Source organism: Streptomyces sp. NPDC059567 (assembly GCF_042735655.1).
In the GTDB taxonomy this organism is placed as follows: Bacteria; Actinomycetota; Actinomycetes; order Streptomycetales; family Streptomycetaceae; genus Streptomyces.
The window spans coordinates 22260-44932 of sequence record NZ_JBHWBS010000058.1 but is presented as its reverse complement, the minus strand read 5'-3'; the positions used below and the strand labels follow the sequence as shown (position 1 = coordinate 44932).

The following is a 22673-nucleotide window of genomic DNA, read 5'->3' as shown; positions in this document are numbered from 1 at the left end:
GGTGGTCTGTCGGCGCTGCTGGGCGCCGGCGCGATCGCGTTCACGAAGAAGCAGCTGCTGAAGCTGATCACGGGGGCGATGGAGGAGGCGGTCGGGCACATCGTCGGGGTGATGACCGAGCCGGCCGTGGCGGCGCTGGAGGGCATGGCCGCCGATCTCGTGGTCCAGCTCGGGGCGACCGCGCTGGGTCTGCAGGACGGCGTGGACGTCGACCAGGCCAAGCAGGCCGGCAAGGACGGCTTCAACGAGGGCGTGCAGGGGGCCAAGGAAGGCCTGAACCTCGCCTCCGCCGGAGGCGGCGGTGGTGGGGGCAAGGGCAAGGGCTTCCACATCGAGCACGAGGAGCACGACAACGCCGGCACGAAGCTGAACGGCGTGAGTGTCGGCATCCACGGCAAGACCGCCGGCAAGCTCACCAAGGCCAAGACCGCTCAGGGCCGTAACAAGGGCCGGGACGACATCGCCGACGCCCTCGACCCGGTCATCGAGAAGGCCATGGGCGCCCTGGTGAAGTCCGCCAAGACCATGGGCGACCACGTCGGCGAGACCCTGCCCAGGGCCGTCAAACAGATATCCAAGGACCACAAGAACAACGACGACGACACCCGCGACCGCCTCGCCCGCCAACGCAAGCAAGACGACGGCAAAGACGGCAAGGACAAGGGAAGCGGTGGTGGAGCAAACCGGCGTGACCGCGATGGCAGCGGCTCCGCCCATATGAAGCCCGCGTCCCTGCGCGACGTCAAGTCCGATCCGCGCCGCCACGGCATCGAGCTCAACAAGAAGAAGTGCGCGAACGATCCGGTCGATGTCGCGACGGGTGAGATGACCCTCTCCCACACAGACATCTCCCTCCCGGGCATCCTCCCTCTGGTCCTTCGCCGCACTCATCTCTCCGAGTACCGCTACGGCAACTTCTTCGGCCGCAGCTGGGCCTCCACACTCGACGAGCGCCTGGAACTCGACACGCTCGGCGCCGGGGCGATCTGGGCCCGCGAGGATGGCTCCACCCTGATCTATCCCAGCCTCCCTCGCCCGGACGACGCCCCGGTCCTCCCTCTGGAAGGCCCCCCTATTCCCCTGGTCCACGGCGGCCAGGACGAAGACGTGAGCACATACACGGTCACCGACCCCCACACCGGCTTGACCCGCTCCTTCACTGGCAGCCCCTACCGCACCTCACCCGCCTACTGGCTGACCAAGCTGACCGACCGCAACGACAACCGGATCACCCTTTCCCGCCGCCCCGACGGCACGCCCACCGCGGTCACCCACAGCAGCGGCTACACCGTCCAGCTCACTGCCGAGGGCACCCGCGTCCGCGAACTCGCCCTGCGTACCCCTGAGGGACCCCTCACTGTCATGCGATACGGCTATGACGGCCTGGGCAACCTCTCCGAGGTCATCAACTCCTCCGGCCTACCTCTGCGCTTCACCTACGACCCCGAAGGCCGTATCACCTCGTGGACCGACCGCAACGACTCGACGTTCCGGTACGTCTACGACGCCGACGGGCGCGTCGTCGGCACCATAGGCCCTGACGGCTATCTGTCCTCGACCTTCGCATACGGCACCCACCCGGAAACCGGCGACCGGATCACCCAGTACACCAACTCGCAGAGCGCGACGACCGCATACGTCATCAACGACCGCCTCCAAGTCACCGCCCAGATCGATCCCCTGGGGCACCACACTCGGTTCGAGTTCGACTCCCGGGACCGATTGATCGTCCAGACCGACGCACAGGGGCGCATCACCCGCTTCGAACGCGATGAACGTGGCAATCTCATCGGTCTCGTCGCTCCGGACGGTGTGCGGACCACCGCCATCTACAACGAACTGAATCTTCCTGAGGTGATCACCGAGCGGGCTGGGATATCTCGCCGCTACGGCTACGACGACCTGGGCAATCTCACCGTATCCGTCGACCCGACCGGTGCCCAGACGACGTACGCCTTCACCCGCCATGGGCACCTGCGTCTCGTACAGGATGCGCTCGGAGCCGTCACATCCATCACCACCGATGCGGCCGGTCTTCCGGCGCAGATCACCCGGCCCGACGGTTCGATCACTGCATGCACACGCGACGCCTTCGGCCGCGTCATCAAGGTCATCGACGCTGTGGGCGGCATCGTGCGCCAGGGCTGGAGCGTGGAGGGAAAACTCACCTGGCGCGAATTGCCGGACGGCAGCCGTGAGGAATGGGCCTGGGACGGCGAAGGCAACCTCGTGTCGCACACCGACCGGATGGGCCGCACTACCACTCACTCCTCCGGCCACTTCGACCTGCTACTGAGCACCCACACAGGCGAGGACAGCAGCTACCACTTCACCCACGACACTGAGCTGCGGCTGACGAGGGTCACCAACGCCGACGGTCTGGTGTGGGAGTACACCTACGACGCGGCAGGCAGGCTCGTCGCCGAGAGCGACTTCGACGGTCGCACCCTGACGTACGAGCGCGATCCCCTTGGGTACATCGTCCGGCGGACGAACGCCGCCGGACAGAGCATCAGTTTCGACCGCGACGTACTCGGCCGTGTCACCCAGATCAGGCACGACGACGGCTCAGGCTCGGTATTCACCCACGACGAGAGCGGCCGCGTCTCACAGATCGTCAACGCGCACTCACGCATCGAAATAGAGAGGGATCATGCAGGGCGCATCGTTGCCGAAACGGTCAACGGCGGCACCATGTCGTTCGCCTATGACCCCCTTGGTCGCCGGGTCAGCAGACGTACGCCCTCGGGTGCCGAAAGCTGCCTGCGCTACACGGCGGCCGGCCTTGCGTCCTACGCGGCCGGGGAGCACTCCTTCCGGTTCGAGCGGGACGCGCTAGGACGCGAGACCGCGCGGTTCATCGGCGACGATCTGGAGCTCCGGCAGGACTGGGACCCGGTCGGGCGTCTCGCGCACATGGCCTTGAGCACAAGCCAGTCTCCCGTAGTGCGCAGGAACTTCACCTACCAGGCCGACGGCGTGCCTACGACTATCGAGGACAGCCTGACGGGACGACGCACATTCGCCCTGGACGCAGCCAGTCGAGTGAGAGAAGTGCATGCCCGCGGGTGGACGGAACGGTACGCCTACAACTCTGCCGGCGACCAGAGCCACACGGCTCTGTCAGCCCAGGCACCGGGTCAGTCGGCCGCCGGTGACCGCCAGTACGAAGGAACCCGCCTCGTCCGGGCAGGACGCACCCGGTACAGCTACGACGGGCAAGGCCGCCTCACACTTCGCAGGACAAAGACCCTCAGCGGCACGACGCTGACCTGGCACTTCCATTGGGACGCGGAAGACCGCCTCACACAGGTACAGACCCCCGAAGGGGTTCGCTGGCGCTACCTGTACGACGCGCTGGGGCGCCGCCTCGCCAAACAGCACCTCGACCGGAACGAGCAGGTCGCAGAAACCACGACCTATTCCTGGGATGGTGCTCTGCTGGCCGAGCAGCACGGCGAAGGCGCGACCTTGGTGTGGGACTACGCCGGTTCGCGGCCGCTGAGCCAGCGTGAATCGAGGATCAACAGTGAGCTGCAGGAGACCGACCGCCGGTTCTTCGCGATCGTCACCGACCTGGTGGGCAGCCCCACCGAACTGGTCTCAGCCGACGGGTCCCTGGCCTGGCGCGCCCGCAGCACCACATGGGGAGCCACGCAGTGGAACACGAAGAGCACTGCGTACACCCCGCTGCGCTTTCCCGGCCAGTACTTCGACCCTGAGACGGGCCTGCACTACAACTTCAACCGCTACTACGACCCCGACACTGGCCGGTACCTCTCACCGGATCCGCTGGGCATCGCTCCCGCGATCAACCCCTACGCCTATGTTCCCAACCCGTTCGTGCTGTCGGACCCGCTGGGCTTGGCCGCTTGTGAGGCGGATCCCACGTGGGGAGGGCAAGTCAGGTGGACCCTCGACGAGCACGGCCGCCCCTACGAGATGCGCGCCGTCATCACCCGCAACATGCTCGATGAAGGCACCCACGCCCGGAACTCAATCCTCCCGCCCGGCTACCAGTCGGACAAGGGGCAAGCCCGCGGGCACATGCTGGCGCGGCAGCTCGGAGGGTCGGGCGACATTCCGCAGAACCTGTTCACCATCTCCCAGAACCCCACGAACACGCCGAAGATGAGCATGTTCGAACAGAGCGTGTACGACGCTGTCTACGACGGCGACATCGTCCAGTACAACGTGTACCTGGAGTACGGCACTGGGAACAACGATCCTGACTCACCCCCGAAGTCCATCCAAATCGAGGCCTTCGGGACCAAAAAGGACCGGAATGGAAAGCTCATGTTCGACGACGAAGTCTTCCTCGACAACCCCGCCTACCATGAGCCCCGCCCATAGCAGCCAAGGAATCCCATGTCAGCCCTCACCGCTCTCACAACACTGTCCCCTCCCCCGGCCTCTGTCCCCCCGCCCCCCGACTGGTCCCGGGTCGAAGCCACTCTGGGCATGGAGCTTCCCGAGGACTACAAGCAAGTCATCGCCACCTACGGGCCAGGCCAGTTCTGCAACTTCATCACCCTGTACCAGCCCCATGCCGCCAGCGAATGGGCTGACCTGACCGGCCCCATGCCCACTCGTCTGCGCGAACAGATCGAAGAGGTCAGACAAGCCGCCCGACACCCCTGGCCGCTGCCACACGACCCGCAGAATCTCTTCGCCATGGGCGTCACCGGCAACGGGGACTACCTCTTCTGGATCACACAGCCCTCAAGCGCCCCGGACGACTGGACCGTCACCGTCAACGAAGCCTTGCGCGCCCCCTGGTTCACCTACAACGGAACCCTCACCGAATTCCTCGTCGCCGTCCTCAGCGGAACGACAGAGGTTCCCTTGTTCCCCAAAGACCTCCTCGAAGGCGGAACCGCCTTCACCCCCTCAAGCCTCCGCAGCACCGCCCCGGCCGCAAGCCCCACCAGAGGCCCCGTCAACACAAGCACCATCCGCGCCTGGGCCAGAGCCAACGGATACGACCTGCCCGAACGTGGCCGCATCCCGAGCGAAATCATCCAGGCCTGGGAACATGCCAACCCAAGCTGACACAACAAGAACAGGCCGCCCAGAGGGATGCCAGCCCGCCCTGCTGTCCGAGGGGCCAGGGTGCTGGCTGTGGGGTAGCGGCGGCGGTGGTTGCCCCAGGACAGAGTCTCCTCGCGGGCGACACCGCGCATCTCACCCCGGACCACTGAATCCTCGTCCGGGTTCTCCCAGACCAGCCGACCGCCACCGAAAGCGCTGAGGCACCACCCGCTCTCATGGGTGAGCGAGACATCGGGGTGCTCGTCATCGGCCTGCGCCAGACCATCGAGCACTCGCCTCATCGTCTCCGGATCAGGCTCGTCGACCGTCCCGCCCATGACGTCGTACATGAAGTGACTCATTGACCAACCAACTCATGCGGTGATCCACGGGACACTGCCTAGTCCTGCCAGTAGAACAGCAGCGTCTCGACAGTGAGGGGCTCGCGTCGGCCGAAGTAGTAGACGCAGAGATCCGTGACCCGGATCGCGCCGGTTTCCGCATCGATCCAGCGGAAGCCCGCCGGTTCGAGCGCCCGGCGGCCGGCGGAGTCGTCGTCCTCGGCGGTCGCGAACGGGCCGAGGGTGCTGATCAGGACACGGTCCTCGCCGACCTCGATCACGTAGTAGGTCCCGTCCCCCTGCTGGTAGTCCTCGCCGCACGAGACCGGGGACTTCGGCGCGAGGCCGGCTGTCGTGAGGGCGGACATCGCGCGGCGGAGCTGGTCGTCCACGTCGGGGCGGGCGGGCGGTTCGTCGCACAGAGCCTCGATCCGCCACCGCGGATCGCTCGCGCGCTCGCAGCCGTGACCGTACTCGTGGACGATCACGCCGCGCAGTTCCTCGTCGAGGCCCTCGACCTGGACCCGCGGGCGCCCCAGGCGCTCGTAGACCGCCCGGGTCTCGGCCAGTTCCTCGGTGAGGCCGTGCAACGCGTACGCCGCCCACAGCTTCGCCTCGGTCGTCGGCGCCTCGTCGAGGTAGGCGCGCAGACGGTCCGCGTCGGCCGCGAGCGACTGCGCAAGGTACGCGACTGCCCGGTCCGGGTCCGCGAGCGCGTCGGTCACGTCGTCGTCGGCGCGATGCCGCATCAGGACGCGGAACGCCCGGTCCTCGGGTCGCTCCACGCCGAGTTCGGCCAGGATCGCGTCCGTTCCGTACCGGTCTACCAGCCCGTCCAGACCGGCTTCGCCCGCGACGCGGGCGCGCTGCCACGGCGAGGCGGCGAGAGTCGCCAGCTCGCGCGCGGCCGAGCGATCGCCGAGCAGGCCCCGCGCCTTCAGGAAAGCCTCGGCCATGCCGTACGAGTTGTCGGCACGGCGGTCCTCGTGCCGCAGCCAGGGCAGCAGATCCGCCCGATCCGCGAGCAGGTCGAGGAGGGCCCTGCGCACCTCGGCCGTGTCCCGGGGATCGTGGATGCGCGCGGTCAGCTGGGGGACGTACCGCTCCGGGACCCGGCCGGTCAGCGCGATCACGCAGGGCCTGCGGCGCCACCACGGGTGCGCGGGGTCCGCCGCGTACCGGGCGAGTTCCTCCGCGTCGATCTCCCGCAGGCCTGCGATGTCGTCGCGTCCGGCCTGCGGGATCAGGGCTTCGATGCTTCGCATTCGGGGATGCTACGGCTCCCGCAACGCACTGAGCAGGCCATTTTCATCAACACGCACATGGCGTGCCCTGGTGGACGAGGCGTACGAAGAACTCTGGCAGTACGAGCAAAAGCCGTCCGAGATGGAAGAACCCGGAAACCGGTTGATTCCCTGGGCGACCACCGACAACGGCGAGTGCCTGTTCTGGCTGGTGCGCCCCGGTCAGAAGCCGGACGAATGGACCCTCATGATCAACGAAGAGGGAGGCGAGGAATGGGACAGGTACGCGATGACGGTGACGCAGTTCCTGCCCCAGGTGCTCGCGGGCGAACTGCGCTCGGAAGTCCTGTGGAGCCGGTTCGCGGAAGAGGTGCACAGCTTCCGCCCGGCGCTCAGTCTGCAGGACTGACCGTCCCCAGGGCCGCTCCTGAGGCTCCGGCGTAAAGTCGCGGCAGCGCGGCGTCAGTTCCGCTCGCGGGGAGCGGATCTCAGCAGGTCGGCCACCTTCCTCTGGCGGTCGGCCGGGACGAGACCGAGGAGCAGCACCTCCCACATCTCGTCGACGCGCTGGTCCAGGTCACTGCGGCCGGACAGCACCGACGAGACCATCTGGATTCCGGCAAGGCTGGAGATCACCAGGTACGCCACCGCCTGCGGGGAGACCGCCGGCACGATGTCGCCGTCCTCGATGGCCCTGCGGACCAGGTCCTCACACGCGTCGATCCACACCCGGTACGCGAGGGGCAGTTCGCCGGTGTAGGTGAGCTCCATCAGCAGACGCGTCCCGGCCCGCACGACGGCGTCCTCGTCGATCATCCGCGACGTCGTCTTGGAGATCGCCACGATCTGCTCGAGCGCGCTCGCCTCGCTGTGCGTGACCACCTCCACGACGGCGGTCATCCGGCTGTTGTGCTCGTTGAGCACGGCGGTGGCGAGGGCGTCCTTGGTCGGGAAGTGGAAGTGCAGTGCGCCTCTGGTGGTCCCGGCCTGCTCGATGATCCGCCCGAGACTCGCGCCGGCGAACCCCTCGGTGTCGAACACGGCCGCAGCGCTCTCGACGATGTGCTGACGGGTCGCGATCGCCCGTTCCTGATGAACCTCTCTCATCCGTTGGGCCCTCCCAACGGGGCAACTGTCGTCGTCACCGCTCAACCCTATCCGGGCGACGGTGATCGGCCCACGGCATGGGTACGCCACACGTCCCGCCGGTCCGTGCCGACCGCGCCCATGCCTGAACCGCCCATCGCCCCGCCTCGCCACGGACACGGACGGCGCCGACGCCGTCCGTGTCCGGCCGAGTGGGACCACCGGTCAGCGAGCCGCGGCGGATCCGGTCAGGCGCCAGCCCTGCGCACGGCGGCGTTCCCGCCAGTAGTGGGCGTACCGGCCGTCACGGGCGATGAGGTCGGTGTGGACGCCCTCCTCCACGACCCGGCCCTCGTCGAGCACCACGATGTGGTCCGCCTCGCGCAAGGTGTGCAGCCGGTGCGCGATCACCAGCACGGTGCGGTCTCGCGCCAGTGCCGACATCGCCTGCTGCAGGGCGTGTTCGTTCTCGGCGTCGAGCGCCGCGGTCGCCTCGTCGAACAGCACGATCGGGGTGTCCTTGAGCAGCGCCCGCGCGATCGAGATGCGCTGCCGCTCGCCGCCGGAGAGCCGGCTGCCGCCCTCCCCGACGGGCGCGTCCCAGCCGCCCGGCAGCCGGTCGGCGATCTGGTCGACGCGCGCGGTGCGGGCCGCGGCGTGGACCTCCTCGTCGGTGGCGTCGGGCCTGCCGAGACGCACGTTCTCCACGATCGTTCCATCGAAGAGGTAGACGTCCTGGAAGACCGCCGAGATGACGGACGTCAGGTCCTCGGTCCGCATCTCGCGCACGTCCACGCCGCCGACCCGCACCGCGCCGGCGGCCGGGTCGAAGAACCGCGCGATCAGCCTGATCACGGTCGTCTTGCCGGCGCCTGACGGACCGACCAGTGCGGTCACCCGGCCCTGCGGCACCCGCATCGACAGTCCGTCCAGGACCGCGGAGCCGTTGTAGCCGAAGCGCACGTCGTCGAGTTCGACATCGGCGCCGTCCGCCCGACGCGACGTCTCCGGTTCGGGCAGCGTCTCCGTGTCGATCAGTTCGTTGATCTCGGTCAGCGCGTTCTCGGCGACCCGGATCGCACCACCCAGTTCGGAGGTGAGCATGACGGGCTCGACGAACCGGGCCGCAAGCACCAGCAGCGCGATGAATTCGGCCGCCGCCAGCGAACCGCCGAGCGCCAGGTCGGTTCCCAGGGCCAGCAGGACGATGAACGACGCCTGCGCGATGAAGGCGAGCCAGACGAGGCCAGGCAGGCCGGCGCGCAGCATCCGCCGACCGGCCGCATGCTGTGCGACCAGCGAGTCGTCGAGCGCGGCATGCCCCTGCGTCGTACGACCGAAGGCTCGCAGCACCGGCTGGGCGCGGGCGAACTCCACGATCCGCACGGCGGCGTCGGCGTGGATGCGGTCCGCCTCCTGGTCGGCCGCCGCCATGCCGCGGCCGGCCACCCGGTACACCAGTGCGACCGCTACCGCGGCGACGGACATCGACAGGGCCAGCCGCCAGTCGAACAGGAACATCGCCAGCACCACGACCGCGGGCGTGACGAAGGTATCGACCAACTGGCGCAGCAGGTGGGCCGGTACACCCATGATGTCGACCACGCGCTGGGACGCCAGACGCCCGAGTCCGCCGACGCGGTCGGGGGTGAACCAGGCCAGCGGGAGCTGCGCGACCTTGTCGCCGATCCGGTGGTGCAGGTCGCGACTCATGGCCGCCCCCGTACCGTAACCGGCCAGCGTCGCCGGGTAGCTCACCGCCGCGTAGCCGAGCCACAGCACGGCGAGGGTGATCACCCACGGCCAGGCTCGTTCCGGTTCGTCGCCGAGCAGTTCCCGCAGGGCGGGGACGAGCATGACGAAGGCCACGCCTTGCAGCGCCGCCGCGACGGTGAACCGGGCCAGCAGCCGACGCAGCGCGCGGTCGTGCTTCGGACCGAGTGCGGTGAAGAGCCGACGGATCATCGCTCCTCCTCTTTCACGATGCCGGCGCCCGCGTAGGCGTCGTGGCCGTCGGCGTCCTCGACGCCGGCGTGCTCGACACCGGCGTGCTCGACACCGGCGTGCTCCTGCAGGGCCCACATCCGCGCGTACCGTCCACCGGCGGCGAGCAGCTCCTCGTGCGTGCCCTGCTCGACCATCCGGCCCTGTTCGAGCACCACGATGCGGTCGACGCCGACCACCGAGGCCAGCCGGTGCGCGACGACCAGCACGGTGCGCCCCACGGCCAGCTCCGACAGCGCGTCCTGGATCAGCGCCTCCGATTCGGGATCGGCATGGGCGGTCGCCTCGTCGAGCACCACGATCGGGGTGTCCGCGAGAATCGCCCGGGCGATGGAGACCCGCTGTGCCTCGCCGCCGGAGAAACGGACCTCCGTGCCGACCATCGAGTCGTAGCCGCGCGGCAGCGCCTCGATGCGCTGGTCGATGGCAGCCGCCCGAGCGGCGCGGCGCACCGTCTCCTCGTCCGCGTCGGGACGGGCGAGCCGGATGTTGTCCCGTACGTCGGCGTCCAGCAGCCGCACGTCCTGCAGGACGAACGACACCAGCCGGTACAGCTGGTCAGGCGCGATGGAGCGCAGGTCGACACCGCTGATCGTCACGGTGCCGGCGGTCGGGTCGAAGAACCGCGGCAGCAGCTTCGCCAGTGTCGTCTTGCCCGAACCCGAGGTCCCCACGAGGGCCGTCACGCTGCCGGGTTCGAGGGTCAGATCGATGCCGCTGAGGACCGGCCGGTCCGCGTCGTAGGCGAACTCCACGCCGGACAGCTCCACCCGGACACCGCCGTCGGTCTCCGGCCGCCGCGGCGAGTCGGGGATCGCGAGTTCCGGCGCGGCGAGCAGGGCGCCCACGCGCTTGGCCGCCGACCCGGCCATCTCCATGTCGTGGCCGTGGAAGTCGAGCGCCTGCAGGGGTGCGGCCACGCTCAGGCCGAGGATGGCGAACGGCAGCAGGTCGAGCGGGTCCAGGGAACCGGACGAGACGAGCGCCGTACCGCCGGCCAGCACGGTGAGCAGAAGGGTGACCGGCCCGAGGACCAGCGCCGAGGCCGCGGTCGCCCGGTAGCCCTTGGAGATCCAGGCGATGAAGAACGTCGTGAAGTCGTCGGCGGCCTGTGCGTACTGCCGGTGCGCTCGCCGCGCCTGGCCGAACATCTTGACCACGGCGATGCCCTCGACGAACTCGATGACCCTGGAGACGATGCGCTCCTGGGCCTCCTCGTACGCGGCGGTCTGCGCGTCCAGGCTCACCATCATCCGGACGAACAGCCCGACTCCGATCACCAGCGGGATCATCAGGATCAACGCCATCCGCCAGTCCACCACGAACAGGTAGACCAGCGTCGCGAGCGGGGTGACCACGCTCGCGGTGAGGTTCAGCAAGGAGTGGGCCACCAGGTGGTGCATCGTGTCCACGTCGTGCTGGACCGCCTGCCCGATTCCGCCCGCTCCGCGATCGGTGAACCAGCCCAGTGGCACCCGGCCGAGCCGGTCGACCAGCCGGCGCCGCACCGACAGCTGGAGATCCAGGTCCGCGGCATGGGCGATCGCCCCCGCCACGGTGTTCAGGGCCAGCCACAGCATCAGCGCGCCGGCCGCCACGGCGGCGACCGTCCATGCCGCGCCCTTGTCGGCCGGGCCCTCCGCCAGAAGCACCCTGGCCAGTTCGGCCACCGTGGCGAACGGCACCACGGCGACCACCGCCCCGACGGCCTGCAGACCGATCGCCGCGCCCAGCCGCGACCGGACGGGGCGCAGTAACTCTCCGAGACCCACTACTTCCAACGGTTGCGCCTGCTCCGCTTTCATCGTGTACCTGTCACCCTCTGTCGACTTCCGCCCCGCTCCGGCCTGCGCCGGAGCAGCTGAGTTCGAGCACATGGATCGGCACGCTCACGTGCCTGGCGGCAGCCTACTCAGAAACAGGTCATCCGACCCGTTTTTGCTCCAGCGCCGTACAGCGCATGGCCTCGGCCTCCAGAACGTGCCCGTCTCCGGTGCGCGTCGCTGCGCGGCCGACGGGCGGGGTTGGGGCACCGTGGGCGTATGAGCAGCACGGTTCAGGCCCGGACGGCGGTTCCGCGCAAGGGGATGGTCCGTATCCCCGGCGGAACGTTCCTGATGGGGTCGGACGCGTTCCATCCCGAGGAACGGCCGGTGCGTCCGGTGCCCGTGGACGCGTTCTGGACGGACGAGCATCCCGTGACGGTCGCGGAGTTCCGTCGGTTCACGAAGGACACGGGATACGTCACGGTCGCCGAGCGGGACCTCGACCCCGCGGACTCTCCGGGTGCCGACCCGGACGCGCTGGTGCCGGGGGCTCGCCCGCGAGTAGGCGACGGCAGGGCCGGCACTTCGGCTGCGACAAGGGCGGGTGACGATTTCAGTGCCTGATGACCCCCTCTTCACCCTGGACGTACACGGCCGGGTCGTGGAGTGGAGCAAAGGAGCGGAGCGCCTCTTCCGCCGTCCGGCGGCGGACGCCCTGGGGCAGGGTGTGTTCGGCCTCCTCGGCTCCGAGGGCTCCGGGCGGCCGTGGACGATCGCGCCGTTCACGGAACGGAGCCCCGAACGGGCGTGGGCGGTCCGGGCCGCGGACGAAGGACCGCCGGGCATGAGCGAGGCGATCCTGGACGCCGTGTTCACGCAGGCGGACATCGGCCTGCACATCCTGGACCCGCAGCTGCGGGTCCTGCGGATCAACCCCGTGGCCATCGGCATGCGCGGTGTCCCACAGGAGAGCGTCATCGGCCTTCCGGCGGTGGAGGCATACGCGCCGATGGGGATCCACCTCGACGAGTCCCTGCTGCAGGAGGTGCTCGTCACGGGGAGGCCGGTCCGCGACGTCCTCCTGAGCAGCAGACCGTTCGCGGACCCCGAACGCGAGCACATCGTCTCGATGTCGGTCCACCGCCTGAGCGACCAGGCGGACCGGGCTCTGGGGCTGGTGGCGACCACGGTCGACGTGACGGACCGGGAGCGCGCGCAGGCCCGACTGCGCCTCCTGCACGAGGCCCGGGAACGCATCGGGAGCAGTCTCGACGTGGAGCGCACGGCCGGCGAACTGGTCGACGTCGCCGTACCGGACTTCGCGGACAGCGCCGTGGTGGCGCTCACCGACGGCGTTCTGCAGGGCAAGGCGCCCGAGCTGCTGTCCCGTGGCGGTGAGATCCTGCTGCGCTGCACCGCGGCGGGCAGCTCCCACCACGACTGCCCTGTCCCACCGGCGGGTTCGATCCTGCTGCCCGGGCTGTTCGGCGCGCATTTCCCCACCTCCCCCGTCATCCTGCCGCCCTCCGTGCCGAAGCGCCCCGGCCCGGCGGACACCGTCGCCACCCGGCGACTGGTCGCGCCGCTGTCGACGCGAGGCCAGATCTTCGGGATGGTCGCCTTCGAGCGCCGGCCCGGCGGCAGCCCCTTCACCGCTGGTGACGTGGACCTGGCGAAGGGCATCACCACGCGCACCGCCGTCCATCTGGAGAACGCGCTGCGCTTCACCCGCGAACACGTCGTCATGACGGCTCTGGAGAGCTGGCCCCTCAGGCCGGAGCGGCAGACGCAGCGGGCCGCCGAGATCGCCCAACGGCACCGGTCGGCCGGCAGCGGGGGCGGATCCTGGTTCGACACGATGCCGCTCCCCGGCGCGCGCGTGGCTCTGGTGGTGGGGCAGGTCGAGCACCCCGGACTGAGTACCGTCGCCACGATGAGCCGGCTGCGGACCGCGGTCCACAGCCTCACCACCCTGGATCTCGACCCGCACGAACTGCTCGCGCGCCTGCACTCCACGGTTCTGCGACTCGCCCGGGAACAGGGCGACGCGGAGAGGCTTCACGAGCCGACGGTCCACTGCACGTTCGCGGTCCACGACCCCGTCAGCGGACGATTCGACATCGCCCGGGCCGGCCGTTCGCTGCTCGCGATCGTCCGTCCGGACGGCACCGTGGACACCAGCCCCGTGGCCGAGGGACACCTTCTGGGGGAAGAAGGCCCCCCGTTCGCCAGCGCCGGCCATGTCCTGCCGGAAGGGAGCACGATCTGCCTGGCCTCTCCCGCGCTGTCGGAGCAGGAGGGGCCCACCGTCGACCGGCTGGCGGCCGCGCTCGGCCACCCGGGGCGCGGCCCGCAGGCGATGGCGGACGATGTGGAGGGGCTGCTCGCGCCCGACCGCGTTCTGCTCGTCGCCCGCACGCGGCGGCTGCCCGCGCGGGACGTGTGGGAGTGCGATGTGGCGGCCGAGTTCCAGGCCGTCGGCCGTGCCAGAAAGCAGGCGGAAGCATGCATGCGTGCATGGGGGCTCGCGGTCGATCCGTTCGCCGCCGAACTCGTCGTGAGCGAACTGGTCACCAACGCCGTCCGCTACGGGGCCGCCCCGATCACCCTCCGCCTCATCCGGGGAGAGTCGACACTGACCTGCGAGGTCGACGACACCGCACTCACGGCACCGCACCTGCGCCACGCCAGGGCCGTGGACGAGGGCGGACGCGGACTCCACATCTGCGCGACGCTCTCGGAGAGCTGGGGCGTGCGCTACGGAGACGAAGGCAAGACGGTCTGGGCCGAACTCCACGAACCATCCGTCGAAACGGGGGCATTCTCGTCGCCGGACGAGGCGGGAGACTTCGGTGCGTGAGCCGTCGACGACGTCGCCGGCCATGGGGCGCTTCTTGATGCTGCTGCCGGTGCGGGCCTTGTCGTCGAGGGGGTCACCGGGGAAGGCGTCGCGGTCCCGGTTGCCGTAGAGCGGGGTGGCGTGGGTCTTGGCAGGCACCCACGGGTTGTGCGCGGGACGGGCCGGCGTCGACGAGCGGTGTGTCCAGGCCGAGCGCGCGATCCGCGACAGGCCCGAAGCGGTGACGGGGTAGTAGCCGGTCAGGTCCCAGCCCGTGGCGTCGCTCGCTCCACGGCGAGGTTGTCGTAGCCGCGAGTGTGGACATTCCCGCCGTGCTCCGCGCCGACCGGGACGGACCGCGGAGGCCGGGCCGCGCGGTCGCTGCCCGCCCGACGTCACACCCCTCGCGTCCGGCAGGTGAGACCACGGGCGTCTGCCTTCGTCCCTTCCTCCAATGCCTCTCTCATTCGCGATGGAGAGTCGTACGGCTTTGTTGCAGATGCGAGCCTCATCGCCCTACGGTATCGCACATGCAGTCCTACACCATCGGCCAGGCAGCGCGGCTGCTGGGCGTCAGCCCCGACACGGCGCGGCGCTGGGCGGACGCGGGCCGTGTCGCGACCCATCGCGACGAGAGCGGTCGGCGTCTGATCGACGGCAAGTCGCTGGCCTCGTTCTCCGTGGCGATCGCCCATGGCGACGGCGACGACGACGCGTCCTACACCTCGGCGCGCAACGCGTTCCCGGGCATCGTCACCGCCATCAAGCTCGGCGACATCGCGGCCCAGGTCGAGATCCAGGCCGGACCGCACCGCCTCGTCTCCCTCCTCACCCGGGAGGCCGTGGAGGAGCTGGGGCTGGAAGTCGGCATGCAGGCCACCGCCCGCGTGAAGTCGACCAGCGTGCACGTCGACCGCACCTGAACCCTCTCGCACTACCGGGTGACCGCGGCCGTCGGCGCGGCCGGCCCTTCCACCCGCACCTTCCCTTCGTCCTCAAGGAGCTCAGACCCTCATGGCCCTCACCTTCACCAGACGCCGTGCCGCCGCTGCCGCCCTCACCGCGGCCCTCCTCGTCCCCCTCGCCGCCTGTGGCAACGACGACACGAAGAAGGCCGCGGGCGGGTCCACGGCCTCCGGCTCCGCGAGCGCCGCGCCGAAGGCCGATCTGACGGTGCTCGCCGCGGCCTCCCTCACGGACGTGTTCAAGACCGCGGGCGCCGCGTACGAGAAGGCGCACCCCGGCACGAAGATCACCTTCTCCTTCGCCGGCTCGCAGGAGCTCGTGGCGCAGGTCTCGCAGGGCTCCCCCGCCGACGCCCTGGTCACCGCCGACACCAAGAGCATGGGCAAGGTGAAGGCCGACACCGGCACACCGACGGTCATCGCGAAGAACCGGCTCGTCATCGCCACCGGCGAAGGCAACCCCCACAAGGTCGACGACCTCAAGGACCTCGCGGACACCAAGCTCAAGGTCGTCCTCGCCGCGCCCGAGGTCCCGGCCGGCAAGTACAGCAAGCAGATCCTCGATGCCCAGAAGATCACGGTGAAGCCGGTCTCCCAGGAGCCCAACGTCCGGGCCGTGCTCAGCAAGGTGCAGCTCGGCGAGGCCGACGCCGGTCTCGTCTACAGGACCGACGCCGAGAGCGCCAAGGACAAGGTCGACGCCGTCGAGATCCCGGACGCGCAGAACGCCGTCGCCCAGTACCCCGCCGCCACTCTCAAGGGCTCCAAGAACGCCGAGGCCGCGGCCGCGTTCGTCGCCTGGCTGAGCTCGCCGGAGGCGCAGAAGATCCTTCAGGACGCCGGCTTCCAGAAGCCGTAACCTCCTCCGAACACGAGGGGCTGCCCGTACCGGGGGGACGGGCAGCCCCTTTCTTCCTCCGTCTCCAGGACATTCGATGAAACGATCAGGCGCCCGTACATCCGGAGCCCGCCCGCCCCTCACGCTGGCCGTGCCCGCGTTCCTGGCCGTGGCGTTCCTGACGCTCCCTCTGGTCGGCATCCTCGTACGGACGGAGTGGGTCGAGTTCGTCGACCACCTCACCGCCCCGGGGACGGTCGAGGCCCTGAGCCTCTCGATGGTGGTGTCGTTCTGGGCGCTGGGGCTCTCGCTGCTCCTCGGCGTCCCGCTGGCATGGCTGCTGGCCCGCGTGTCCTTCCCCGGCAAGGCGCTCGTCCGGTCGCTCGTCCTCCTGCCGATGGTGCTGCCGCCGACGGTCGGCGGTGTCGCCCTGCTGCTCGCCTTCGGCCGCCGCGGGCTCCTCGGCCCGTGGCTGGAGGACACCTTCGGCATCACCCTCCCGTTCCACACGTCGGGTGCCGTCCTCGCCGCGACCTTCGTCGCCATGCCCTTCCTCGTCATCAGCCTGGAAGGAGCCCTGGGCGGACTCCGCCCGCGCTACGAGGAGACGGCGGCCTCGCTCGGCGCCTCACCGGTCCGGGTCTTCTTCACCGTCACACTGCCCATGGTCGCGCCCGGTCTGATCGCCGGTGCGGCACTCACCTGGGCGCGGGCGCTCGGCGAGTTCGGCGCCACGATCACCTTCGCCGGAAACCTCCCCGGCACCACCCAGACCCTGCCGCTCCAGGTGTACCTGCTCCTTCAGGACGAGCCGGAGGCGGCCACCTCGGTCTCCCTCCTCCTGCTCGCCATCGCCATGGCCGTCCTCATCGCCCTGCGCGGCCGCTGGACGGGGACACCGTCGGACCGCCGCACCCTCCGGGTTCCCGACGGCCGGGCCGAGGAGCCCGCACCGGCTCCGGACGACGCCCCCTCCGCGGTCACCGCGGAGGAGGACGGCGGGGGACGCTGGTCCCTGCGCTCCGAGGTCACCGGCTTCACCCGGCTCACGCTCGACGCCGAGCCCGGTACCACCATCGCCGTCGTCGGCCCCAACGGCGCCGGCAAGACCACGCTGCTCCGCGCCCTCCTCGGGCTGACGCCCCGGGCCCGCGCCACGCTGCGGCTCGGCGACATCGACGTCACCGACTTGCCCCCGCACCGCCGTGGGGTCGCCTGGGTCCCCCAGGACGGTGCCCTCTTCCCCCATATGACGGCCCTGGCCAACACCGCGTACGGGCAGCGGGCCCAGGGCGTCTCTCGCACCGAGGCCCGCCGCGAGGCCCGGCGGTGGCTGGACCGACTGGGCGTCGGCCACCTCGCCCACCGCCGTCCCACCCAGCTGTCGGGCGGGCAGGCCCAACGGGTCGCCCTGGCCAGGGCCCTGGCCGCGCGGCCCCGCCTCCTCGTCCTCGACGAACCGCTCGCCGCGCTCGACCAGACCACACGCGCCCATGTACGGCACACCCTGCGCACCCACCTCGCCGGGTTCGGCGGCGTCTGCCTGATCGTCACCCACGACCCCGTCGAGGCGGTCTCCCTCGCCGACCGCGTCCTCGTCCTGGACGAGGGCCGCGCCCTGCAGGACGCCTCCCCTGCCGAGGTCACCCGCCATCCGCACTCCCCGTGGGTCGCACGCATGCTCGGCCGCAACGCCTGGCCCGGCACCGCCACCACCGGCGGCCTCACCCTGCGCGGCGGCGGCATGCTCATCACCGCCGACCCCCTCACGCCCGGCACCGAGGCCCTCGCGGTCATCCCGCCCGAAGCCGTGGCCGTCCACCGCGAGAAGCCCGGCGGCAGCCCCCGCAACGTCTGGCCCGGCACCGTACGCGAGATCACCACCAGCGGCAGCAGACTGCGGGTGCTCGTGACGTCGGACCAGGCACCCGATCTCATCGCCGAGATCACCCCGCAGGCCGCCGCCGAACTCGGCCTCGCCGACGGGGTGTCCGTCTGGACCAGCGTCAAGGCCACCGAGGCGACGGTCGTGGCCCTCTGACACGCCCCCGGCACCAACCACACGGGGTGGCGGGCGGCGACACGGGTCCGGCCCTCGGCTGTGCCGCGGAGGGTGATCAGGCGGAGGCGAGGGAGATCTCGGTCGACTTGATCAACGCGACGACCGAGCTGCCCCCACTCAGGCCGAGGTCCTCGACGGCGTCCTTGGTGATCGCGGCGGTCAGGTCGCCGCCTTCGACGGTGACCTTCACCGAGCCCATGGCGCCGCCGGTCGACACGTCGGTGACGGTGCCCGCGAGCTGGTTGCGGATGGAGATGCCGTCGACGGGGCCGGTCGCGAGGGCGACCTCGGTCGACTTCACCAGCGCCTTGACCGCGGAGCCCGCGGCCAGGCCCAGCTCCTTGACGGCGTCGGCGGTGATGGCGGCGGTGATGTCCTGGCCGCCCGCCAGGCGCACCTTCACCGACGCCATGGCCTCACCGGCGGTGACGGACGTGACGGTGCCGGGGAGCTGGTTGCGAATGGACAGGGTCATGGAAGCACGCCTCGCAAAGCCGGAAAGCGGAACAGCCGTCACTTCTGTGAGCTGCGTCACGACCGACGCTAGCGGACCGGAAAACGGGTGGGGCCACGTGCGTCGCATCCACCAGCCGAATGGACGCAATGTCCTCGCGTATCCGGCCTCGGGCTCCATCTGCACGAGGTCGATCGACCGTGCTGACCTGGGGCTCGATGCCGGAGGCGGGAGCGACCGATCGCGCCTGGGCATCGGCGGCGATCACCGGCACCCCTCCGCCCTCGACGCCGCCGCCCCGCCGCAGCCCGCCAGACCCGCGGGGCGTTGTCGGGAACGTGCCCTCAGACGTCCTGAATACGCCGGAAGGGCTGCTCCGCCTCCAGCGCGAACGCGATCTCCAGCAGCGTCCGTTCACCGCCGGGGCGTCCGGAGAACATGACGCCGATGGGCAGTCCGTCCTCCGTGGCGCTCGCGGCGGGCAGCGAGATCGACGGTGTGCCGACGACGTTGTTGACCGGTGTGAAGGCGACGTACGCGAGGATCCGTTCGATCAGCGTCGCGTACGGAACGGTCGGGCTGAGGTGGCCGATGGCCGGTGTGGTGTGGGCGAGCACGGGAGAGAGGATGAGGTCGAGACCGCGGAAGGCCCCCGCGTACGCCCGCACCGTCCGCTTCAGCCTCCGCAGCACGCCCGGAGTGCTCTGCCAGCGTTCGAGGTACGCCTCGCGCAGGCCCTGGCTGAGGCCGTCCATGCGGCGCCGGTCGAAGTCCGTGCCGAGGGTCCGGCCGGTGACGCCGAGGAGGAACGACAGCATCCCCCAGTAGGTGAGGAAGTCTTCGGTGAAGCTGGGGTCGAGGGCCAGCTCCACCGGCTCCACGGTGTGGCCGAGCCGTTCGAGGGTGGCCACGGTCTCCGTGACGGCCGCCCGGGTGGCGGTGTCGGCCTGGACACCGTTCGGCGAGTCGAGCAGGAAGCCGATCCGCAGACGCCGCCCGGAGGGGCCCTCGACCAGGCCCAGGGGAGGCAGCTTCGGGTTGCGCCAGTGGCTCTCCGCGGCGGCGAGGAACGCGGCGGTGTCCCGCACGGAGCGGCTCACGACGCCGTCGGAGACGAGGTCCAGCGGCAGTTGACGGCTCTGGGCGTTCGCCACGACCCGGCCGCGGGTCGGCTTGAGTCCGACGAGTCCGCAGCACGCGGCGGGGATCCGGATCGAGCCGCCGCCGTCGTTGGCATGCGCGATCGGTACCGCCCCGGCCGCGACGAGCGCGGCGCTTCCGCCGGACGAACCGCCCGACGAGTAGCCCGTGTTCCAGGGGTTGCGAACGGGCTCGGCGCCCTCGTACTCCGTGGTCGGGCTGAACCCGAACTCGGGCAGCCGGGTCTTGCCCAGCACCGTGACCCCGCTGCTCAGGAACTGCCGGGCGAAGGGCGCATGCCGTCGGGCGGCCCGCGGGACGAAGGCCGCGCTGCCGTGACCGGTGGGCAGTCCCTGGTGGTCGGTGTTGTCCTTGACGAAGGTCGGCACCCCGGCGAAGACACCGCCCGCGCCGGCCGTGTGCGCCGGAGGGTCGACGTGCACCTGGACCGCGTGGAGCCGGGCCTCGACCGCCCGCACCCGCTCGGCCGCGTCCCGCGCGACCTCGGCGGCGCTGACCTCGCCGCGCCTGATCGCCGAGGCGAGGCCGACGGCGTCGTGCTCCCCCAGGGCGTCGTCCCGGAAGGCGTGCACCGTCGTTCGTTCGTCGAAAGTCGTCACCGCTACCTCAGCCCCGGCCGTGTGAATGGTCGTCGACCATCATTCCTTACCGTCAAGTAACACGCGAGAGGTTCGCGACTCCACCACGACACGGGGATCGAACCGCCGAGTTCCGCACGAGAGTTGACGAGCAATCAGGAATGACAGGTGCATGACGGATGAGGGTGTGAGGGCATACCTTCGGAGGGCCCCGGGAGGATCGGCAACCGACCACCCCGGTCGACCAGTCACCAGCGCCGCTCTTCCCGCACTCTCGGTTCCGCGACGGTTCCGAGCCCCCACGAGTGAAGGAGCAGCAATGCCGCTCTGCACATGGCTGAAGGCGGGAACCACCGCCGCGGCCGTCATCCTGGCCACGGCGACGGCGGCGACCGCCGCGCCCACCCCGACACCGTCGACGGCGAGGGCGTCGGCGGTGGTGACACTTCGTTACGACGACAGCCGGGCCGGCGGCTGGGAGGCGGCGATCACCGCCGGAGTCGCCTCATGGAACGCGAACGTGGCCAACGTGAGGCTCGTCGAGGCCGCACCGGGCACCCGCGCCGAGATCGTCATCGTGGCCACCACCGGATGGCCGCAGGCCACGCTCGGTCCCGTCCGCCCGGGCAGGCAGGTCCGCGTCGAACTCGGGAGCCAGGCGGTGGCCCAGGGGTACGACAAGACCCGCATAGCCGCCCATGAACTCGGCCACAGCCTGGGCCTGCCCGACACCAAGCCCGGCCCGTGCTCACAGCTGATGTCGGGTTCGAGCGCCGGTACGAGCTGTGTGAACGCGGTCCCGAACGCGACCGAGCGGTCCCGGGTGGAGTCCGCGTACGCCAACGGCGCCGCCTCCCTCGTCCGCACCGACGGCCGGATCCTGGTGGACGCCCCGTAGCCGAGGGCCCGAACGGCGGGGTGCCCGATCGGGTTTCACGGTCGAGCACCCCGCCCTCGGCGCGGCACCGGACACTCCGCGCGAAGCCGACGCTCTCCACGGTGTCATCACAGGACGGGTGCGCCGTGTCCACGCGTTGATGGTCGGGACATGCCAAGCTCTCGCTGAACCACCCACCGTGATCCGTCTGTCGGGCACCACGTCCGGGCCTGCCGATCGCCGGAACGAGGCGCCGTGCCCGCCGAGCGAGAGGACACCCCCCACACATGTCCGCTCACCACAGGCAGCGCCCTTGGCGGCGTCCCGTCCTGAGCATCGCCGCGATCGCCGCGGTCGCCGTCTCCACCGCGGCCTACGCCTCCGGCGCCCAGCCCTCCCCGTCCGGCGCCGGCCCGTCCGCCCCGGCGACCGCGCCGCTGGACGACACGTACTACGAAGGAGCGCTCGGCAAGACCGGCGCCGAGCTGAAGAACGCCCTCCACACGATCATCAGCGAGCAGACCAAACTCTCCTACGGCGAGGTCTGGGACGCGCTGAAGACGACCGACGAGGACCCGGAGAACCCGGACAACGTCGTCCTGCTCTACTCCGGGCGCTCGCAGGCCAAGGACACCAACGGCGGCGACGCGAACGACTGGAACCGCGAGCACGTCTGGGCCAAGTCGCACGGCGACTTCGGCACGTCCACAGGCCCGGGCACCGACATTCACCACCTGCGCCCCGAGGACGTCACCGTCAACTCGACCAGGGGAAACCTCGACTTCGACAACGGGGGCGCCCCGGTCGACGAGGCCCCCGGCAGCCTCTCCGACGGTGATTCGTTCGAACCCCGGGACGAGGTCAAGGGCGATGTCGCCCGCATGATCCTCTACATGGCCGTGCGCTACGACGGTGGCGACGGCTTCCCCGACCTCGAACCCAACGATCAGGTCGACAACGGCTCCGCGCCGGCGATGGGCCGCCTCCCGGTCCTCAAGCAGTGGAACGACACGGACCCGCCGGACGCGTTCGAGAAGTCCCGCAACGACAAGATCTTCGGCATCCAGAAGAACCGGAACCCGTTCGTCGACCACCCCGAATGGGTCGCCGAGATCTGGAAGTAGCGACTGCTCCCCCGCATGGGAGCCATGTCCGCGAGCGGGCTCAGGCTCCCATGCCGAGGACCGCGAGGTTCAGCGCACGCAGGTCCGGGACGGGAGGGAGGTCGTGCGGCTCCTCGCCGCGCCCCTCGTACATGGCACGGACGGGACGCAGGCCGTCGACGCCCCCCGTGGCCCCGGGGGCGTCGAGCGGGGGCAGGGACAGCGTCATGCGCCGGCCGTCGGGGAGGCTGGTCTCGAAGGTGGTGTCTTCACTCGACTGCATGGGCGGCTCTCTTCCGTGAGTGGTGCATGCGTCGGCGATGA

The 22673-nt window shown here is 70.2% G+C and carries 17 protein-coding genes; 10 read left to right on the top strand and 7 right to left on the bottom strand.

Annotated elements, in window-relative coordinates:
* Positions 1-111: 111 nt before the first annotated feature.
* Together ACFVZW_RS23875 and ACFVZW_RS23870 are read left to right on the top strand one after the other, a co-directional pair.
* The gene (locus tag ACFVZW_RS23875; RefSeq protein WP_384524647.1) at positions 112-4353 is read left to right on the top strand and encodes an RHS repeat-associated core domain-containing protein; all 4242 of its coding nucleotides are present in this window, start codon (positions 112-114) and stop codon (positions 4351-4353) included.
* Between the two features lie 15 nt (positions 4354-4368).
* Positions 4369-5052: a histone-like nucleoid-structuring protein Lsr2 gene (locus ACFVZW_RS23870; RefSeq protein WP_384524644.1), complete on the top strand. Its 684-nt coding sequence runs from the start codon at positions 4369-4371 to the stop codon at positions 5050-5052.
* 379 nt (positions 5053-5431) lie between these two features.
* Here ACFVZW_RS23870 and ACFVZW_RS23865 read toward each other — a convergent pair whose 3' ends face one another.
* A complete protein-coding gene (locus tag ACFVZW_RS23865) occupies positions 5432-6637 on the bottom strand; it encodes a hypothetical protein (RefSeq protein WP_384524642.1) in 1206 nt (401 codons plus the stop codon).
* A 70-nt stretch (positions 6638-6707) separates the two neighbouring features.
* Here ACFVZW_RS23865 and ACFVZW_RS23860 point away from each other — a divergent pair, with 70 nt between their 5' ends.
* Entirely contained in the window at positions 6708-7025 is a 318-nt protein-coding gene (locus ACFVZW_RS23860; protein ID WP_384524639.1) for a hypothetical protein, read from the top strand.
* A gap of 53 nt (positions 7026-7078) precedes the next feature.
* Here ACFVZW_RS23860 and ACFVZW_RS23855 read toward each other — a convergent pair whose 3' ends face one another.
* From ACFVZW_RS23855 to ACFVZW_RS23845, 3 genes are all read right to left on the bottom strand, one after another.
* Entirely contained in the window at positions 7079-7723 is a 645-nt protein-coding gene (locus ACFVZW_RS23855) for a ScbR family autoregulator-binding transcription factor (protein ID WP_384524636.1), read from the bottom strand.
* A gap of 204 nt (positions 7724-7927) precedes the next feature.
* Positions 7928-9667, bottom strand: coding sequence for an ABC transporter ATP-binding protein (locus tag ACFVZW_RS23850; protein WP_384524633.1), 1740 nt, complete (start codon positions 9665-9667; stop codon positions 7928-7930).
* On the bottom strand, positions 9664-11478 hold the full coding sequence (locus ACFVZW_RS23845; RefSeq protein WP_384524630.1) for an ABC transporter ATP-binding protein: 1815 nt from the start codon (positions 11476-11478) through the stop codon (positions 9664-9666). The genes ACFVZW_RS23850 and ACFVZW_RS23845 overlap by 4 nt, the downstream gene beginning before the upstream one ends.
* Before the next feature lie 270 nt (positions 11479-11748).
* Between ACFVZW_RS23845 and ACFVZW_RS23840 the strand changes: the two genes are divergently transcribed.
* The 5 genes from ACFVZW_RS23840 (at position 11749) to ACFVZW_RS23820 (ending at position 18155) form a co-directional block, all read left to right on the top strand.
* Positions 11749-12096 (top strand): formylglycine-generating enzyme family protein, encoded by a 348-nt coding sequence (locus ACFVZW_RS23840; protein ID WP_384524627.1) that lies wholly within the window; start codon positions 11749-11751, stop codon positions 12094-12096.
* On the top strand, positions 12089-14332 hold the full coding sequence (locus ACFVZW_RS23835; protein WP_384524625.1) for a SpoIIE family protein phosphatase: 2244 nt from the start codon (positions 12089-12091) through the stop codon (positions 14330-14332). Before ACFVZW_RS23840 ends, ACFVZW_RS23835 begins: the two co-directional genes overlap by 8 nt.
* 509 nt (positions 14333-14841) lie before the next feature.
* On the top strand, positions 14842-15234 hold the full coding sequence (locus tag ACFVZW_RS23830) for a molybdopterin-binding protein (protein WP_384524622.1): 393 nt from the start codon (positions 14842-14844) through the stop codon (positions 15232-15234).
* Positions 15235-15325: 91 nt separating this feature from the next.
* Positions 15326-16135: a molybdate ABC transporter substrate-binding protein gene (modA, locus tag ACFVZW_RS23825; RefSeq protein WP_384524619.1), complete on the top strand. Its 810-nt coding sequence runs from the start codon at positions 15326-15328 to the stop codon at positions 16133-16135.
* Between the two features lie 76 nt (positions 16136-16211).
* On the top strand, positions 16212-18155 hold the full coding sequence (locus ACFVZW_RS23820; protein ID WP_384524616.1) for an ABC transporter permease: 1944 nt from the start codon (positions 16212-16214) through the stop codon (positions 18153-18155).
* A gap of 76 nt (positions 18156-18231) precedes the next feature.
* On the opposite strand, the gene ACFVZW_RS23815 is transcribed toward ACFVZW_RS23820, so the two are convergent.
* Together ACFVZW_RS23815 and ACFVZW_RS23810 are read right to left on the bottom strand one after the other, a co-directional pair.
* Complete coding sequence (locus ACFVZW_RS23815; protein WP_384524613.1) at positions 18232-18651, bottom strand: molybdopterin-binding protein; 420 nt, start codon at positions 18649-18651, stop codon at positions 18232-18234.
* 323 nt (positions 18652-18974) lie between these two features.
* Complete coding sequence (locus tag ACFVZW_RS23810; RefSeq protein WP_384524610.1) at positions 18975-20390, bottom strand: amidase; 1416 nt, start codon at positions 20388-20390, stop codon at positions 18975-18977.
* A gap of 298 nt (positions 20391-20688) precedes the next feature.
* Here ACFVZW_RS23810 and ACFVZW_RS23805 point away from each other — a divergent pair, with 298 nt between their 5' ends.
* Positions 20689-21267 carry a snapalysin family zinc-dependent metalloprotease gene (locus tag ACFVZW_RS23805; RefSeq protein ID WP_384524608.1) on the top strand — a complete coding sequence of 193 codons (579 nt, stop codon included), beginning with the start codon at positions 20689-20691 and terminating at the stop codon, positions 21265-21267.
* 266 nt (positions 21268-21533) lie between these two features.
* Positions 21534-22370: an endonuclease I family protein gene (locus ACFVZW_RS23800; RefSeq protein ID WP_384524605.1), complete on the top strand. Its 837-nt coding sequence runs from the start codon at positions 21534-21536 to the stop codon at positions 22368-22370.
* A gap of 40 nt (positions 22371-22410) precedes the next feature.
* Here ACFVZW_RS23800 and ACFVZW_RS23795 read toward each other — a convergent pair whose 3' ends face one another.
* Positions 22411-22632, bottom strand: a complete 222-nt coding sequence (locus ACFVZW_RS23795) for a hypothetical protein (protein ID WP_384524602.1) — start codon at positions 22630-22632, stop codon at positions 22411-22413.
* Positions 22633-22673: the final 41 nt, after the last annotated feature.